Raw genomic sequence first — 16,045 nt, forward strand, 5'->3', positions numbered from 1 at the left:
CCCAATGTGGCGTTGGTTGCGTCCAACGCACCGAACGCCACATTGGGTGCGTCTGACGCACCCAACGCCACATTGGGGCGCTAGGGCGTCGGCGCCTCGGGGAACGTGATCTCGAACTCCGTCCGCCCCGGCCGGCTCTGCACCCCGACCCGGCCGCCGTGCGCCCCGACCACCGCGGCCACGATCGCCAGCCCCAGGCCCGTGCTCCCCGCCGCGCGCGAGCGGGAATTGTCCCCGCGGGCGAAGCGCTCGAAGATGTTCGGCAGGACTTCCGGCGGGATGCCAGGGCCGTCGTCGGCCACCCGGAGCCGGACAATTCCGTCCGAAGTGGACAGTGTGGTCGTCACCGTGGTGCCCGGCGGCGTGTGCGTGCGCGCGTTGGCCAGCACGTTGATCACCACCTGGTGCAGCTGGCCCGCGTCGCCGAGGACGCCGATCGGCTCGCCGGGGACGTCCATCAGCCACTTGTGGTCCGGGCCCGCGACGTGCGCGTCCGCGACCGCGTCGGCCACCAGGCGGCACAGGTCCACCCACTCGGGCACCACCGGCCTGCCCGAATCGAGCCGGGCGAGCAGCAGCAGGTCCTCGACCAGCGTCGTCATCCGGCGGGACTCGGACTCGACGCGGCTCATCGCGAACGCCACGTCCGGGGGCACCTGCTCGCCGCCGCGGCGGGTCAGCTCGGCGTAGCCGCGGATCGCGGCGAGGGGCGTGCGCAGCTCGTGGCTGGCGTCCGCGACGAACTGGCGGACGCGGTTCTCGCTCGCGTGCCGCGCGGTCAGCGCGTTCGCGACGTGCTGCAGCATCCGGTTCAGCGCCGAACCGACCTTGCCGACCTCGGTGTTCGGGTCGGTGTCGGCTTCGGGGACGCGTTCGGACAGCGCGACCTCGCCGCGGTCCAGCGGCAGCTCGGAGACGCGGGTCGCGGTCGCCGCCAGCCGGTCGAGCGGCTGCATCGTGCGGCGGATCGTCGCCGCGCCGACCGCGCCCGCCACCACGATCCCGGCGAGCGCGACGCCGCCGAGGATGAAGCCGAGCTGCCAGAGCGTCTCGTTGAGGTCCTTCAGCGGCAGGCCGATGACCGTCTTGTCCCCGCGGGGCGACGTCGTCGAGACGACCCGGTACTCGCCGAGGTTGCCGCCGAGGTCGATGCTGTGGGCCCGGCCGTCGGCCGCGAGCCCGAGCAGCGCCTTCACCTGCTCCGCGGTGATCGGCTTGAGCGGCGGCTTCTTGCCCTGCCCGGTGGCCCCGCCGGCGAAGTCCAGGACGCTGGCCCGGACCACCGAGCCGGTCACCGTGACCGCGAGCGTGCCGTCACCCTGGCCGAGTACCCGCAGCGGATCGGGCGGCGGCGTGTCGCCGTACACCCACGGCGGCCGCTCGCCGGGGTGCTTGCCGCGTTCGCTCGCCGCGGCCAGGCGCTTGTCCTGCTGGCCGATGAGGAACTCGCTCAGCGCGAACTCCGTGACGACGCCGACGACCACGCACACCAGGGCGAGCAGCGCGGCGAGCTGGACGATCAGCCGTCGCCGCAGCGACCAGCGCTTGCGGTCAGCCGGCGGGTTTGAGGACATACCCGGCGCCCCGCATGGTGTGGATCATCGGCTCGCGGTCGGCGTCGATCTTCTTGCGCAGGTAGGAGATGTAGAGCTCGACGATGTTGGCCTGGCCGCCGAAGTCGTAGCTCCACACGCGGTCCAGGATCTGCGCCTTCGACAGCACGCGCTTGGGGTTGCGCATGAGGTAGCGCAGCAGCTCGAACTCGGTCGCGGTCAGCGGCACGAGGTCGCCGCCGCGGTGCACCTCGCGGCTGTCCTCGTCGAGGGTGAGGTCGCCGACGACCAGCGTCGACCCGCTCGCGCCGGTGACCCCGCCGGCCCGGCGCAGCAGCGCGCGCAGGCGCAGCGCGACCTCCTCGAGGCTGAACGGCTTGGTGACGTAGTCGTCGCCGCCCGCGGTGAGCCCGGCGATGCGGTCCTCGACCGCGTCCTTCGCCGTGAGGAAGAGGACGGGCAGGTTCGGCGCCTCGGCCCGCATCCGGCGCAGCACCTCGAGACCGTTGAAGTCGGGGAGCATGACGTCGAGGACGACGGCGTCGGGCCGGAAGTCGCGCGCGATCCGGACGGCCTCCGTGCCGTCGCCCGCGCTGCGCACCTCCCAGCCCTCCATCCGCAGGGCCATCGACACGAGCTCGGCCAGCGTCGCCTCGTCGTCGACGACGAGGACCCGCACCGGGCTCCCGTCGGCGCGGCGCAGGTCGGCCTTGCCAGGGCCGGGTGACGTGGCGTTCATAGCGGTCATAGTGCCACCTTCCCGGCCCGGCGTCGGTGTTCGCTGTGCGGCCGCTGTGCATTTGCTGTGAAGGTTCGCGCGTTCGAGGCACAGCGCCCGCTGACGCTCCGCACAGCTCAAACACAGCCGCGGCGGTGAACCTGAGCTGGACCAGTGTGGGCACCACCGGAGGACACGATGACGACCGAGCCGATGCCGAACACCCAGCCCGAGGGCGCCAACTGGGGCGACCCCGCCCCGGCCACCGCGCCGAAGAAGGGCTGGTCCGGCAAGAAGACGGCGATCGCGGCCGGCATCGCCGTGGTGATCGCGGCGGGCGGCGGCGCGGCGATCTGGGCGGGCACCAGCAGCGCGGACAACACGGCACAGGGCCCGGGCGGCTTCGGCGGTCCGGGCGGCGGTCCGGGCGGCGGCCAGTTCCGCGGCCAGGGCGGCTTCGGCGGCGGAATGGCGGCCCTGCGCGACGCCCTCCACGGCGACTTCGTGGTGTCGGACGGCAGCGGCGGCTACACGACCGAGCGCCTGCAGACGGGCGACGTGACGGAGCTGAACGCAACCTCGGTGACGCTGACCAGCAAGGACGGCTACAAGCAGACGTACACCCTCGACGGCTCGACCCAGAAGACGGGCGACGTGAAGCAGGGCGACACGAACGTGACGGTGGTGGCGAAGGTGTCGGGCCAGACGGCAACGGCGACATCCCTGGGCAAGGGCTTCGAGCCGGGCCAGCGCCAGCCGGGCCAGCGCCGCGGCGGCGACTACCCGGGCCGCCCGACGAACTGACCCCAGCGCCCCAATGTGGCGTTGGTTGCGTCCAACGCACCGAACGCCACATTGGGTGCGCTGGACGCACCGAACGCCACATTGGGTGCGTCCAATGCACCGAACGCCACATTGGGTGCGCTGGACGCACCGAACGCCACATTGGGGCGTTCGGCCGCCGTTACCCCCTGACTGGGAACGCCCCGGTGCCGCGCACCCCCCTCCGCCGCATCGGGGCGTTCCCTCCCTTTTCCGCGCCGCCTTAGGGCACAGTGGCGGGTGTGCAGGACGTCCGGGGGTCGCTGAGGCGGCAGTCGCTGCTGGTCGCGCTCGTCTGTGTCGTCTGCGACGCCGCCCTCTTCGTGCTGCGCGGTCCGCTCGGCGAGGCCGGGTGGCGGGCCTGGGTGATCCTGCTCGGCGGGGTCGCCGTCAACGCCGCGCTCGCCGGCGCCGCGCGGTACTCCGGGTGGGTCGCGCTCGCCCACGCCGTGCTGTTCGCCGGTGCCCCGCTCCTGCTCTGCACCTGCCAGGGGTACATCACCGGCAACAACGCCGGCATCCTCATCGCCGGCTACCGGGCCGGGGCGTGGCTGCGGACGAAACCCGCCGTGCTCACGCTCGGCGCCCTGCTCGCCGGCGTCACCCTCGGCTGTCTCGAAGGCGGCGGCCGGACCGCGAACGACTGGCGGCTCATCGCCATCAACGTCGGCGTCTCCGCGCTGCTGCCGTGGCTCGTCGGCCGGTACACCACCGCCCGGCGCGCCTACATCGCCGACCTCGAGCGCGAAGCCGACGAGCGCCGTCAGCACGAAGAAGAAGCCGTCCGGCGGGCCGTCCTCGAGGAACGCACGACGATCGCGCGCGACCTCCACGACGTCATCTCCCACCACGTCAGCGCCATCGGCGTGCACGCCGGCGCCGCCCGGCTCGGCCTCCCGGACGGTGCCGAACCGGCGCGGAAGTCGCTCGGCGCCGTCGAGTCGGCGAGCCGCTCGGCAATGGCCGACCTGCGCCGGCTGCTCGACCTGCTGCACGCCGAAACCCAGGCCGAACAGCCCGGCCTCGACAACCTCGACGAGCTGGTCGAGACCGTCCGCGCGGCCGGCCTGCCGACCCGGCTGACCCTGCGCGGCGAGTCCCGCGAACTGCCGGGCTCGCTCGACATCGCGCTCTACCGGATCGCCCAGGAAGCCCTCACCAACGCCCTGCGCCACGGCCAGGGCCCGGTCGAGGTCGAGCTGCACCACGGCCGCACCGAGGTCGTGCTCACGGTGACCAACGGCCTGCGTGCCGGCCGCACCCCGCAGAAGGAGCACGTCCACCGCGGCCTGGCCGGCATCCGGCAGCGCGTCACCCTGTTCGGCGGCCAGGTCTCCTACGGCGAGACCGGCGAACTCTGGCAGCTGCGCACGACCTTCCCGGTGGAGAGCACATGATCCGCGTCCTGCTGGCCGACGACCACGCGATGTTCCGTTCCGGGATGCGCGCGCTGCTCGACACCCAGCCCGACTTCACCTGCGTCGGCGAGGCGTCCGACGGCCGCGAAGCCGTCGCCGAGACCGCCCGCCTGCGCCCGGACGTCGCCGTCCTCGACGTCCGGATGCCGCGGCTCGACGGTCTCGCCGCGACCGAGGCGATCCTGGCCGCGCCGGGCAACGACACCCGCGTCATCGTGCTCACGACCTACGACGCCGACGAGTACGTCTACCGCGCGCTGCGCGCCGGGGCGAGCGGGTTCCTGCTGAAGAGCCTGGCGCCGGAGGAGCTGGTCGCGGCGATGCGGGTGGCCGCGCGCGGGGACGCCCTGATCGACCCCTCGGTGACGCGGCGGCTGGTGGCGAAGTTCGCGGCGGTCCTCGAACCGGCGGCCGCCGAACCCCCGGAGCTGGCCCGGCTGACCTCCCGCGAACGCGAGGTGCTGCTGCTGCTCGCCAACGCCTGCAGCAACGCCGAGATCGCGCGCCGGCTGCACGTCGGCGAGGAGACCGTCAAGACGCACGTGTCCCGGGTGCTGAGCAAGCTCGGGCTGCCGGACCGCGTGCACGCCGTCGTCTACGCCTACCGCCACAAGCTCGTGCCGGACGAGCGGCCCGCCTAAGCTGGGCGGATGAGGCGGTGGATCACCCTCGCGGTCGGGGTCGTGCTCGTGCTCGTCGGCGCCGTCTGGGTGCTGCAGGGCATCGGTGTCATCACCGGCAGCTTCATGACCGGGCAGAAGCTGTGGTTCCTCATCGGGCTGGTCGCGTTCCTGGCCGGCGTGGTGCTGGTCGCGGCCAACCTCACCCGGCGGAAACCTACGCGCAAACCTACTTCGTGAAGATCTCGAAGATCGGGTAGCCCGGGGCGATCTCGCGCAGCTTTTCGTCCGAGGCCTTGGCGTCGACGCCGTCGAAGAACACGCCGACCTCGAACTTCCAGCGCTTGAGGTAGGCACGGAGGATGCCCGGCTTCTCGTCGTGGGCCAGCTCGCGGAAGGTGAACGTCTCGACGCGGCGCCCGACCCGCAGCGTGCCCTGGCCGGCCGCGCGCAGGTTGCGCACCCACTGCGTCTCGCCGCGCGGGGCGACGAGGTACCGGACGCCGTCGACGGTCAGCAGGTTGACCGGCACCGAGCGCGGCTCGCCGCTCTTGCGGCCCACGACGGTCAGCACCCGGCTCCCCCAGACGCTCACGCCCAGCTTCGTCAGCTTCGCGACCACCTCGTTGAAGACGCTGGTCGACTTGCCGGGCTTGATGTAGCGGGTGTCCGTCATGGTGTCCTCCGAAGTTCAGGGAGAGCAGTGCTCTCGGTTAAGAGCAGTGAACACGAGAGCGCCGCACTCTGTCAAGAGCAGTGCTCTCAGTTTTGTGCACCGCTCTCGTCATGGCACACTGCTCACCATGACCGCGACCCGCTCCGCACGCGAACGTGCCCGCGCCGAACTGACCCAGGAGATCAAGGACGAGGCCCGCCGCCAGCTCGCCGAAGTCGGCGCGCAGGGGCTTTCGCTGCGCGCGGTGGCCCGCGAGCTGGGCATGGTGTCGTCCGCGATCTACCGCTACTTCCCGAGCCGCGACCGGCTGCTGACCGACCTGATCGTCGACGCCTACAACGCGATCGGCGAAGCGGCCGAGAAGGCGGACCCGGGCACCGGCGACCCCCGCGACCGGTGGCTGGCGATCTGGCAGGGCACCCGCGACTGGGCCCGCGCCCACCCCCACGAGTACGCGCTGATCTACGGCTCCCCGATCCCCGGGTACGCGGCGCCGCAGGACACCGTCGTCCCGGCCTCCCGCGTCGCGCTCGCCCTGGTCAAGGTGCTCACGAACACCAAGGTGCAAACCGAGGACGAGGTCGCGCCCGAGCTGCGCGCCCAAGCCGAGACGCTCACGAAGATGCTCGGGATCGCCGCCGGCCCCGAAACCGTGGCCCGGCTGATCATGGCGTGGACCCAGCTGTTCGGCGCGATCAGCTTCGACCTGTTCGGCCAGTACGTCGGCAGCGTCGACCCGGCCGACGCGTTCTTCGCCCACTCGGCGAAGCGGATGGCGGAGTTCGTCGGGCTCTAGGCTGGGGCGAGAGTCCAACGGCGGAAGGCGGCACGACGTGACGGGGTGGGCCGGGAAGGTCGGCAGGATCCGGGTGGTCGGCACCGGGGTGATGGGCCGCGGGATCGTCCAGCTGGCCGCGACCGCGGGGGTGACCGTCGAGCTGGCCGACGTCCGGCGCGAGGCCGTCGCCGAGGCGATCGAGTACGTCGGCGCGATGATCGACAAGGTCGCCGCCAAGGGCAAGCTGGGTGAAGACGCCCAGGCGGTGAAGGACAGGCTGGTCGCCGTCGACGCCCCCGACTCGCCCGCGGACGGCGTCGACCTCGTGGTCGAAGCCGTCCGGGAGGACCTCGAGACGAAGCGGGCCCTGTTCGCGTCCCTCGAGCGCGTCTGTCCACAGGAGACGATCTTCGCGACGAACACGAGCTCGCTGTCGGTCACCGAGATCGCCGCCGGGCTGGCCGACCCCGGCCGGCTCGTCGGCCTGCACTTCTTCAACCCGGTGCCGCTGATGCGGCTGGTCGAGGTCGTGCCCGGCGCCCGCACCCGCGACTGGCTGCCCGGCCAGGCGCTCGAGCTGGTCAGGAGCTGGGGCCACGAGCCGGTGCTCGCGAAGGACGCGCCCGGTTTCCTGGTCAACCACGCCGGCCGCGGCCTGAACACCGAGGCGCTGCAGATCCTCGCCGAGGCGCTGGCCGAGCCCGCCGACGTCGACCGCATCGCCCGTGACGTCCTCGGCCTGAAGCTCGGCCCGTTCGAGCTGCTCGACCTCACCGGCCTCGACGTCTCGCACGCCGTCCTGGAAAGCATCTGGAGCGGCTTCCACGGCGACCCGCGGCTGCGGCCGTCGTGGCTGACCCGGCCGCGCGTGGCCGCCGGGTTGTTCGGGCGGAAGAACGGCGAAGGCTTCTACGCCTACACCGACGGCAAGCAGCAGGTCGCCGGCGAACCCGCCGCGCCGCCGAAACCGTCCGCCCCGGTGTTCACCGCCGACGAGCACCTCGCCCGTGCGCTGTCGTCGGCGGGCGTCCACGTGGTTTCCGACGCCTACCCGGACGCGATCCTGCTCGTCCCGCTCTACGGCGAGTCCACAGTAGACGCCGGAACGCGCGCCGGGCTGCCGCTCGACCGCGTCGCCGGCGTCGATCCGCTGGGCGGTTACGAACGGCGGCTGACGATGTCGGTGCACCCCGGCCTCGACCCGGCGGCGGGCCGCGCCGCCTGGGGCGCGCTGGCCGCGACCGGCCACCCCGTGACGGTGGTCCGCGACGGGCCCGCCCCGATCGCGCAGCGGCTGCTGGCGTCGATCGTCAACACGGCCTGCTTCATCGCGGGCCAGCACCTGGCCACGCCGTCGGACATCGACACGGCCGTCCGCCTCGGCCTCGGCTACCCGCGTGGCCCGCTGGCCTGGGGCGACCTCGTCGGCGGCGACGTGGTGCTGCGCATCCTGCACGGTCTCGGCGCGGCCACCGGCGACCCGCGCTACCGGCCGAGCCCGTGGCTCACCGAGCGCGTCGCGCTCGGCCTGCCGCTGACGTCCGCCGGCACAACACCGGCGGACCTGCTTCCGTCCTGAGTGGACTGAGCGGGCTCACCGGACGACCTGGACTTCGTCGCCCTTCTCGAGGGTGGTGAAGAACTTCAGCGACGCCGCGCTCGAGAGGTGCACGCAGCCGGCCGAGTACCGGCTGAGGCTGCCCTCGTGGAACGCGATGCCGCCGGGGGCGAAGAACACCGAGTTCGGCATCTTCGCGTTGTCGAACTCCTTCGACAGGTGCATCTTTTCCTTGTACTCGACCCGCCACTTGCCCACCGGTGTCGGGTCGCTCTTCTTGCCGGGCAACATCTTCACCGGGCCGTACACGATCTTGCCCTCGTCGAGCAGCCAGGCCTGCTTGCCGGAAAGGGAAACACACGCCTTCGCCGTGATCGTGCACGGCACCCCGGCCGCCATGACCGGCTTCGCCTTCACCGGTGCAGGGGCGGGCGTGGCCGCGGACGTCGTCGAGGCGGGCGCCGACGGCGTTTCCGCCGCCAGCTTGACGTCCGCGGTCCCGCCCGCCGAGCAGGCCGTCAGCGCGGCCGCGGCGGCCAAAGTGGACAGAGCAGCCAGAACGCGCCGCACGCGCATGTGGTCCCCCAGAAGTTCGTCATTCCTGCTTTCTGCCACCCAAGACGTGCGGCGACCGGGAGAGGTTGAGCGTGCGGGGAAAATGGTTACCAGCGATAGTCGCGGGCCCCGGCGGACGTGTAGATGATGTACCCGCCCTCGAAGTCGCTGCGGTACCCACCGCTGATCGCGTACTCGTCCGACTTCGGGTAGCCCAGGTAGGACTGTTCCCACCCGAGTGCCGCCCAGCGCTTCCGGATCTCGCCCTTCACCACGCGGGCACCGGTCGTCGGCGTGAAGTAGATCGAGCTGCCGAGGCTGAAGTGGTTGTAGCGGCCGCGGCCGCCCGTCACGCCGAGCTCGTCGGTCGTCGGGTAGCCCAGACCGCGTTCGTAGCCCCACGCCGCCCACTTCTTGCGGATCTCGCCGTAGACGGTGTGCGCGCCGGTCGCGGTCGTGTAGTAGATCGAGCCGACGTTGCCGTCCTTGATGAAGTGGTTGTAGCGACCGACACCGTCGTTGACCCCGAGTTCGTCCGTCGTCGGATAGCCGAGACCGGCCTCGTAACCCGTGGCCGCCCACTTCTTCCGGATCTCCCCGTAGATCGTGTGCGCACCCGTCGCGGTCGTGTAGTAGATCGACCCGACGTTGCCACCCTTGATGAAATGGTTGTAGCGACCGACACCGTCGTTGACCCCCAGCTCATCCGTCGTCGGATAACCCAGGCCGGTCTCGTAGCCCGTCGCCGCCCACTTCTTCCGGATCTCCCCGTAGATCGTGTGCGCACCCGTCGCGGTCGTGTAGTAGATCGACCCGACGTTGCCACCCTTGATGAAATGGTTGTAGCGACCGACACCGTCGAACACACCGAGTTCGTCGGTCGTCGGGTAACCGAGACCGTTCTGGTAACCCGTGGCCGCCCACTTCTTCCGGATCTCGCCGTAGATCGTGTGCGCACCCGTCGCCGGGGTGAAGTAGATCGAACCCACGTTGCCGTTGGCGATGAAGTCGCTGTACTGGCCCACGCCGTCCGCGGTCGGCGCCGTGTCCGACGTCGGTGGCCCGAGCACGCTGTGCCCGCCGACGGCGACGTACTTCTCCAGCACCTGGCCGGTGACGTACCGGGTGCCGGTCGCGGCGCTCCAGTACAGCCGGCCGTTCGCGTAGACCCGGTAGTGGACCGGGCCGTCGGTGACCTCGGCCGCCGACGGCGCCCCGAGCATCGCCCGCAACGCCGGGTCGGCGTCGTAGCGCTGGTCGATCGGGGTCGCGTAGTTCGCCGTCAGCGTCAGGTCGGTCGTGCCGACGGTGACGAACCTCGGGTTTTCCGCAGGACCGTCCTGCCAGCCGGAGAACGTCGAGACGCCGTCGATGGCCAGCTGTGCGGCTTCGACGTCGAAGGTGGCGCCTTCGGTGACCATCGCCGTGCTGGCCCCGCCCGCCACCGAGATGCTCAGCGCCGCCGGCTGCGTGGCGCGCAGGGTGATCCGGTGCTGCCGCGGCATCGCCGTGTACGTCTTGGACGTGCTGACACCCGCGCTGTCGGTCACCGTCGCGGTGAACTCCATCCGGGAGGCCGGGTGCTCGGTGAACGGCTGCGAGAAGCTCGAGCCGGTCCCGCCGATCCCCGGGTGCGCGTGGCACGTCGCTTCGCTCGGGCAGTGCCGCACCGCCGTGGTCCAGGTGATCGGCAGCGCGCCGTCCTCGGCGTCGGTCGCGGTGGCACTCACGGTGACCGGCTCGGTGACCGCGAACGTGGTGGCCCCGGGCGAGGTCAGGGTGAGCTCCGGGGTGTGGTTGCCGGGCGCGACCGGGACGGTGACCTCGCCGGTGAGCCCGAGCGGGTCGCGGACCACCAGTTTCGCGGTGAACGACTCGGTGCCCGCCGCGTAGGTGTGCGTCACCTTCGGGCCCGCGTCGGCCGCGGTTGTCCCGTCGCCGAAGGTCCAGTCGTACTTCAGCGCGTCGTTGTCGTAGTCGACGGAAGCCGAGCCGTCGAACGACACCGTGCGGGTGTCCGGGTTCGTGGTCGTCGCGGCCTTGGCCACCGGCGCCGTGTTGCCCGCCGAGTAGCTCAGGCGGCGCAGCGCACCGGACAGGATGTCGGCGTAGACGATGTCGCCGTTGGGCGCCGCCCCGAACTTCGCCGGGCCGCCGATGCCGGTGAAGACCGGCGGGTTCTCCGGCGCCTGCGTGAGCCGGCCCTGGTCGTCGTACCGCAGCGTCCAGATCTTGTTGGCCACGTAGTCGCCGAAGAAGTACGAGCCGCGGTAGGCCTCGGGATAGCTGGATCCGTTGTAGACGATCCCGCCGGTGATGCTGTTGCCCGTCATGACGCCGTCGCCGTGCGGCAGCTCGAACAGCGGCGGCTGGTTCGGCACGCCGGCGCACCCCGCGAGGCCGCTGTAGCCCGGCGTCGGGTGGTTGCCCTCCCAGCACGGCCAGCCCTGGTTGGCGCCGCGCTGGACGACGTCGATCTCTTCCCAGCTGTTCCAGCCGACGTCGCCGACGACCGGCAGGCCGAGGGTCGGGTCGATGCTGAAGCGGAACGGGTTGCGGAACCCGCGCGCGAACACCTTGCTCGCGGTCGAGCCCGGGTTGGCCGCGTCGTAGTACGGGTTCCCCGGCACGCCGGCGCCGTCGGCAGTCAGGTGGAGGATCTTGCCGTAGGGCTGGTTGACGTCCTGGGCGCGCAGCGCGACCGGGTCCATCTGCCGGAAGTCGCTGTCGTCGCCGACGGACAGCCACAGCGTCCCGTCCGCGGCGGCGATGACGGTGTCGATGCTGTGGACGTTGAACCGGCCCGGCGCCTCGAAGATCGTCCGCTCGCCGGTGAGACCGGCCGGCGCGCCCGCCGCGTCCACGGTCACGGTGAACCGCGCCAGCCGCATGACGAAGCCGTTCGTGGTGGTGATCGCCCGGGTGAGGTAGATGGCGCGCGACGTCGCGTAGTCCGGCGCCACGGCCAGCCCGACGAGGCCGAGGTCCTCGTTGGTGCGGACCGGCAGCGTCGCGATCGTCCGGCCGGTCCCGGTGACCGGGAGCCAGCGGACGCGGCCGTCCTTGCCGGTGACCAGGACGGAGTTGTCCGGCAGGTAGGCGAAGTCCGTGAACTGGTACTGCCCGAGGCCGGAGTCGATGTCCCGGAGCACGAACCCGGCCGGCAGCGTCGCCGCCGCGGCCACCCCCGGCGCCACGGCGGGCAGCAACACCCCGATCAAGGCCGCAACCAGCAGCAAACGCAACTTCCGCACAACCATGTGAGCCCCCTTCTCGGCGATCCTTTATCGCCGGAGAAGGGGGCCCGGTTGCACCAAATCGGATTACTTCACCCGAACGTGACCTACGCCGCGTGACGGGCCGTAGCGACTTACGGGACGACCTGCACGACGTCGCCGATGTGCAGCGTGTTGAAGAACTTCAGGGACGCGCTCGGCGACAGGTGGATGCAGCCGTGCGAGTACACCGAGAGGCTGCCCGTGTGGAAGGCGTCACCCGGGTAGAAGAAGACCGAGTTCGGCATCTCCGCGTTGTCGAACTGCTTCGACAGGTGCATCTTCTCCTTCGAGAGCACGCGGAACTTGCCGGTCGGGGTCTCGTAGCCCTTGCGGCCCGGCAGCATCGGCACGGGCCCGTAGATGACCTTGCCGCCCTGGAGCAGCCACGCCTTGTGCGCGGAGATGTCGACGCAGGCGGCCGTGCCCGGGGCCGCGGCCGCCGCGGCGCACGGGACGCTGGGGTCCGGTGCGGGCTTCGGCGCCGGCTTCGGGGTCGGCTTGGGCTTCGGCTTGGCCGAGGTGCTGGTCGGCGCCGGCTTCGTGGACTCCGGGGTGGGCGTCGGCGTGGCGCTCGTCGACGGGGTGGCGCTCGTCGGGGTGGTGCTGGAGGTCGTCGGCGTCCCGCCGCCGGTGCCCGCCGCGGCGACGGCCCCGCCGCCCGCGTTCGAGACGCCGGCCGAGCCCCCGCCGGAGCAGGCGGTCAGGACGAACGCGGTGGCCAACGCGGCCGCTCCCGCCAGAAGCCTCTTCACGGTCCGGTACCCCCAGCTGTCTCGATCATCGCGTTTGGACACCGGTAAAGACGGTGTTCACCCGGTCGAGGTTCGTCCATGAAGGTCACGATTTGGGTAGCCACCTCTCAACCCGGGGGTGGAGGCCGTTTTCCACCCGGAACCGGCCCTCAGGCCGACGAATCCGCGCCGCCGTTCGCCGACGCTGGGGACGACCTTCGAACCCCGGGAGCCACGGAATGCCCAGTGTCCTGCTCTACGCGGCCATCGCCGCCCTCGTCCTGTACAAGCTCGTCTACCAGCAAGTCCGTGGCACGCTGCTCACCCTGCGGACGCTGGTGGTGGTGCCGCTGCTGCTCACGGCGGTGGGCGGGTACCTGACGCTGAAAGCGCTGCCCGGCGCGACCGCGGCCGAACTGGGCCTGCTCGCCGCCGACCTGGTCGTGCTCGCCGGGATCGGCGTGCTGCGCAGCACCACGACGACGCTCACCGAGCGCGACGGCACGACGTTCCAGCAGGGCTCGGCGGTCACGATCGGGCTCTGGGTGCTGACCGCGGCCGTGCGGATCGGCGTGGCCGCGCTCGGGGCAGGCGGGTCGCTGACCTCGACGTCGATCGCGCTCACCATCGGCGTGAGCATCGCGGCGCAGAACGCGACGACCTACCTGCGCATCCGGCGCCACGGCCTGCCGCTCGCCGACCGGCGGCCGGCGCTCAGCCGCTGACCCGGCCCAGCATCCGCGCGTACATCCGCCCCGGGCTGGGCACCGACGGCGGCACCAGGAACCCCGGCAGCGGCGGCAGCCCGCCGACGAACGCGCCGAGCCGCTCGTACAGCGCGGCCGCGCCGGACGGCCGGGCTTCCGGGTCCTTCGCCAGCACCTCGGCGAGCAGGGCGTTCAACGGTTTCGGCACGCCCGGCACCGGCGGCGGCAGTTCCTTGACCTGCCGCTCGAACACCGCGTACGCCGTGGGCCCGTCGAAGAGCCGCCGGCCGGTGAGCATCTCGTGCAGCACGCACCCCAGCGCGTAGAGGTCGCTGCGCGGCTCCGCGCCACCCCGCTGGATCTGCTCGGGCGCCATGTACGACGGCGTCCCCAGCAGCTGCCCGGCCCGCGTGAACTGCGCCGCGTCGGCTTCGCGGAGCACGGCCAGGCCGAAGTCCATCACCTTCACGCCGCCGTCGGGCCCGAGCATCAGGTTGGACGGCTTGAGGTCGCGGTGGCAGACCGCGAGCGCGTGGGCGGCGGTCAGCACCGCGCACGCCTGCGCCGCGATCGCCGCGGCCCACGGCACCGGCAGCGGCCCGTGTTCGGCGAGCAGGTCGGCCACCGTCACGCCGTCGACGAACTGCATGACCTGGAACAACCGGTCGTCATGGGTGCCGTAGTCGTACAGCGTCGGCACGCCGGGGTGGTCGAGCGTCGCCAGGATGCGGGCTTCGCGGGCGAAGCGGGCTTCGAGCTCTTCGTCGCGGCCCGGCAGCCTGAGCAGCTTGATCGCCACGCGGCGGCCCAGCCTGCGGTCGAACCCGCCGTGCACCGCGCCCATCCCGCCGCGGCCGAGCGGCAGCTCGTCGAGCTCGTAGCGGTCGGCGATCAGCATCCGTTTCCCTATCGGCCCGGCCTGAGCCGTCCTTCGACAAGTCCTGCGAAGCCTAGCCGGACCAGCTCACGCCCCGTTTCGGCCGCCTCGCGCAGCACGGCGTCGAACTCGGCGAGGTTCCGGAACACCCGGCCGTACTCGCGCTGGACACCGATCGGGACCCGCGGGATCCGCACGCGCCTGCCGTCGATCCGCGTGGACGCCGACGCGGCGGGCAGGTCGGCCGCGCGCAGGCAGCCGGCCAGGAAGTCCGCGTCCAGCCGCTCGGCGTCGAGGCGGTACACGGTCAGGCCGGCCCCCACCGGCTCCGGCGGTCCACTGTGGACGTACGCGATGCCGGTCACCGACGCGACGACGTCACCCCGCTGCGCCACCGGCGGTTCGGCGTCCGTGCGGGCCATGTGCCTGACCTCGACCACCCCGGCCTTGACCAGCTCGCCGATCGTGGTGAACGCCGGCTCGGCGTCCGCCGCCTCGAGCGGCGGCAGCTGCGGCGCCAGTTCGGCGAACCGCGCCCGCACGGCCTCGAACGCCTGCCCGGGATCCTCGTCCCTGGCGCGGCGGCGGGCCGGCGTGAGGTCGACGTCGTCGTCGAGCAGGTCGATGATCCGGACGCCGGATTCGGGGTGCGCGCGGAACTCCCGCCACATTTCGTCCACTGTGGACAACACGTCGCCCGCTTCACCGAGCAGCACGGTGGACGGCGCGCGCTCGCCGGGAGCGGGCCGCCGCAGCAGCCAGAGGTCGGGACCCGCCGGCGCCAGCGTGACGACCGCGCGGACCGCGCCCGCGCGCAGCAGGTTGCCCCGGATGCGCTTGCCGCTGCGGCGGCCGGCCGCCGCGCCCGGCATCAGGATCGCCACCGTGCCACCGGGTTCGACGTGCGCGAGGCAGTGCTGCACCCAGGCGAGCTCGGGCTCGCCGCGCGGGGGCAGGCCGTACTCCCAGCGCTCGTCGCCGACCAGCTCGTCGTGCCCCCAGGCGCGTTCGTTGAACGGCGGATCGCACAACACCGCTTCGGCGGTCCGGCCGGCGAAGGCGTCTTCGCGCAGCGCGTCGACCGCGTAGACCTCGGCCTCGATGCCCCGCAGCTTCAGCCGCAGCGCGGCGATCGACGCCGTCATCGGGTCGCTGTCCTGGCCCAGCACGGTTTTCGCGCCGCTCGCCAGCGCGAGGGCGCCGAAGCCGCACGCGGGGTCGAGGATCGTCGACACCGGGCCGGTGAGCCGGGCCATCAGCTCGGCGATCGGCTCCGGCGTCGCCGAAAGCCGCCGGGAGTGGGCCTCGAAGTACCTGCGGCACAACAGTTCGAACGCCTCGACCGGGCCGGACTGGTGCGTCATCTCGCTGAGCAGGGTGAGCAGCTCCGGGTCGTCGAGCTTGCTGTCGAAGGTGTCGAAGACCCCGGCCTGGAAGGCGAAGAAGACGCCCGCGCGGCTGACGCGCTCGGGGAGGTCGAGGTCGTCGCCGAGGGCGCGCAGGCGCTGCCACGCGCGTTCGCCGGCGCTCAGCTCGAACTTCTTGCCGCGGGCGCGGAACCAGCCGGCGACGGCGGAAAGGCCGAACAACGGGCTCGACGCCGTGCCGCCGACCGGCTGCGGGAAGTCCGGGTAGCGGCGGCGCCAGTTGCTGACCGCGGCCCGGCCGACCCCGGCGAGCCGCGCGATGTCGGCCGCGCTGACCGTGGCGTCGTCGTCCATGGCGAGGACTCTATCGGAGGATGCTCCATTCAG

15 protein-coding genes are annotated in these 16,045 nt (G+C 72.0%); 7 read left to right on the top strand and 8 right to left on the bottom strand.

Translation table 11 applies throughout. The annotated features are described in order from the left end of the window. Window positions 1-80: 80 nt before the first annotated feature. Window positions 81-1,574, bottom strand: coding sequence for a sensor histidine kinase (locus BLW76_RS46925; RefSeq protein ID WP_091319110.1), 1,494 nt, complete (start codon window positions 1,572-1,574; stop codon window positions 81-83). Further along, a complete protein-coding gene (locus tag BLW76_RS46930; protein WP_091319112.1) occupies window positions 1,552-2,301 on the bottom strand; it encodes a response regulator transcription factor in 750 nt (249 codons plus the stop codon). The genes BLW76_RS46925 and BLW76_RS46930 overlap by 23 nt, the downstream gene beginning before the upstream one ends. A gap of 168 nt (window positions 2,302-2,469) precedes the next feature. Between BLW76_RS46930 and BLW76_RS46935 the strand changes: the two genes are divergently transcribed. The 4 genes from BLW76_RS46935 to BLW76_RS46950 all read left to right on the top strand — a co-directional run bounded on the left by BLW76_RS46935 (window position 2,470) and on the right by BLW76_RS46950 (window position 5,371). After that, window positions 2,470-3,075, top strand: a complete 606-nt coding sequence (locus BLW76_RS46935) for a hypothetical protein (RefSeq protein ID WP_091319114.1) — start codon at window positions 2,470-2,472, stop codon at window positions 3,073-3,075. 260 nt (window positions 3,076-3,335) lie between these two features. After that, window positions 3,336-4,490 carry a sensor histidine kinase gene (locus BLW76_RS46940; protein WP_091320747.1) on the top strand — a complete coding sequence of 385 codons (1,155 nt, stop codon included), beginning with the start codon at window positions 3,336-3,338 and terminating at the stop codon, window positions 4,488-4,490. After that, on the top strand, window positions 4,487-5,152 hold the full coding sequence (locus BLW76_RS46945; protein ID WP_091319116.1) for a response regulator: 666 nt from the start codon (window positions 4,487-4,489) through the stop codon (window positions 5,150-5,152). The genes BLW76_RS46940 and BLW76_RS46945 overlap by 4 nt, the downstream gene beginning before the upstream one ends. A gap of 9 nt (window positions 5,153-5,161) precedes the next feature. Further along, window positions 5,162-5,371, top strand: a complete 210-nt coding sequence (locus BLW76_RS46950; protein WP_091319118.1) for a hypothetical protein — start codon at window positions 5,162-5,164, stop codon at window positions 5,369-5,371. Here the strand turns inward: BLW76_RS46950 and BLW76_RS46955 are convergent. Continuing rightward, window positions 5,361-5,807 (bottom strand): nitroreductase family deazaflavin-dependent oxidoreductase, encoded by a 447-nt coding sequence (locus BLW76_RS46955; RefSeq protein WP_091319120.1) that lies wholly within the window; start codon window positions 5,805-5,807, stop codon window positions 5,361-5,363. The genes BLW76_RS46950 and BLW76_RS46955 overlap by 11 nt on opposite strands. Before the next feature lie 127 nt (window positions 5,808-5,934). Here BLW76_RS46955 and BLW76_RS46960 point away from each other — a divergent pair, with 127 nt between their 5' ends. Next, window positions 5,935-6,603: a TetR/AcrR family transcriptional regulator gene (locus BLW76_RS46960; protein WP_091319121.1), complete on the top strand. Its 669-nt coding sequence runs from the start codon at window positions 5,935-5,937 to the stop codon at window positions 6,601-6,603. A 37-nt stretch (window positions 6,604-6,640) separates the two neighbouring features. Then, window positions 6,641-8,164 (top strand): 3-hydroxyacyl-CoA dehydrogenase, encoded by a 1,524-nt coding sequence (locus tag BLW76_RS46965; RefSeq protein ID WP_091319123.1) that lies wholly within the window; start codon window positions 6,641-6,643, stop codon window positions 8,162-8,164. 15 nt (window positions 8,165-8,179) lie between these two features. Here the strand turns inward: BLW76_RS46965 and BLW76_RS46970 are convergent, their stop codons facing one another. The 3 genes from BLW76_RS46970 to BLW76_RS46980 all read right to left on the bottom strand — a co-directional run bounded on the left by BLW76_RS46970 (window position 8,180) and on the right by BLW76_RS46980 (window position 12,728). Continuing rightward, window positions 8,180-8,713, bottom strand: coding sequence for a L,D-transpeptidase (locus BLW76_RS46970; protein ID WP_167384955.1), 534 nt, complete (start codon window positions 8,711-8,713; stop codon window positions 8,180-8,182). A 92-nt stretch (window positions 8,714-8,805) separates the two neighbouring features. Further along, a complete protein-coding gene (locus tag BLW76_RS46975) occupies window positions 8,806-11,958 on the bottom strand; it encodes a PQQ-dependent sugar dehydrogenase (RefSeq protein ID WP_091319126.1) in 3,153 nt (1,050 codons plus the stop codon). Between the two features lie 110 nt (window positions 11,959-12,068). Continuing rightward, window positions 12,069-12,728: a L,D-transpeptidase gene (locus BLW76_RS46980; protein ID WP_091319128.1), complete on the bottom strand. Its 660-nt coding sequence runs from the start codon at window positions 12,726-12,728 to the stop codon at window positions 12,069-12,071. Window positions 12,729-12,946: 218 nt separating this feature from the next. Between BLW76_RS46980 and BLW76_RS46985 the strand changes: the two genes are divergently transcribed. Then, window positions 12,947-13,432 (top strand): hypothetical protein, encoded by a 486-nt coding sequence (locus BLW76_RS46985; RefSeq protein WP_091319130.1) that lies wholly within the window; start codon window positions 12,947-12,949, stop codon window positions 13,430-13,432. Here BLW76_RS46985 and BLW76_RS46990 read toward each other — a convergent pair. Both BLW76_RS46990 and BLW76_RS46995 read right to left on the bottom strand, forming a co-directional pair. After that, the gene (locus BLW76_RS46990; RefSeq protein ID WP_091319132.1) at window positions 13,422-14,312 is read right to left on the bottom strand and encodes a serine/threonine-protein kinase; all 891 of its coding nucleotides are present in this window, start codon (window positions 14,310-14,312) and stop codon (window positions 13,422-13,424) included. The genes BLW76_RS46985 and BLW76_RS46990 overlap by 11 nt on opposite strands. Before the next feature lie 8 nt (window positions 14,313-14,320). Further along, window positions 14,321-16,012, bottom strand: a complete 1,692-nt coding sequence (locus BLW76_RS46995; protein ID WP_091319133.1) for an HsdM family class I SAM-dependent methyltransferase — start codon at window positions 16,010-16,012, stop codon at window positions 14,321-14,323. Window positions 16,013-16,045: the final 33 nt, after the last annotated feature.

The organism is Amycolatopsis tolypomycina (assembly GCF_900105945.1).
Taxonomy (GTDB): domain Bacteria; phylum Actinomycetota; class Actinomycetes; order Mycobacteriales; family Pseudonocardiaceae; genus Amycolatopsis; species Amycolatopsis tolypomycina.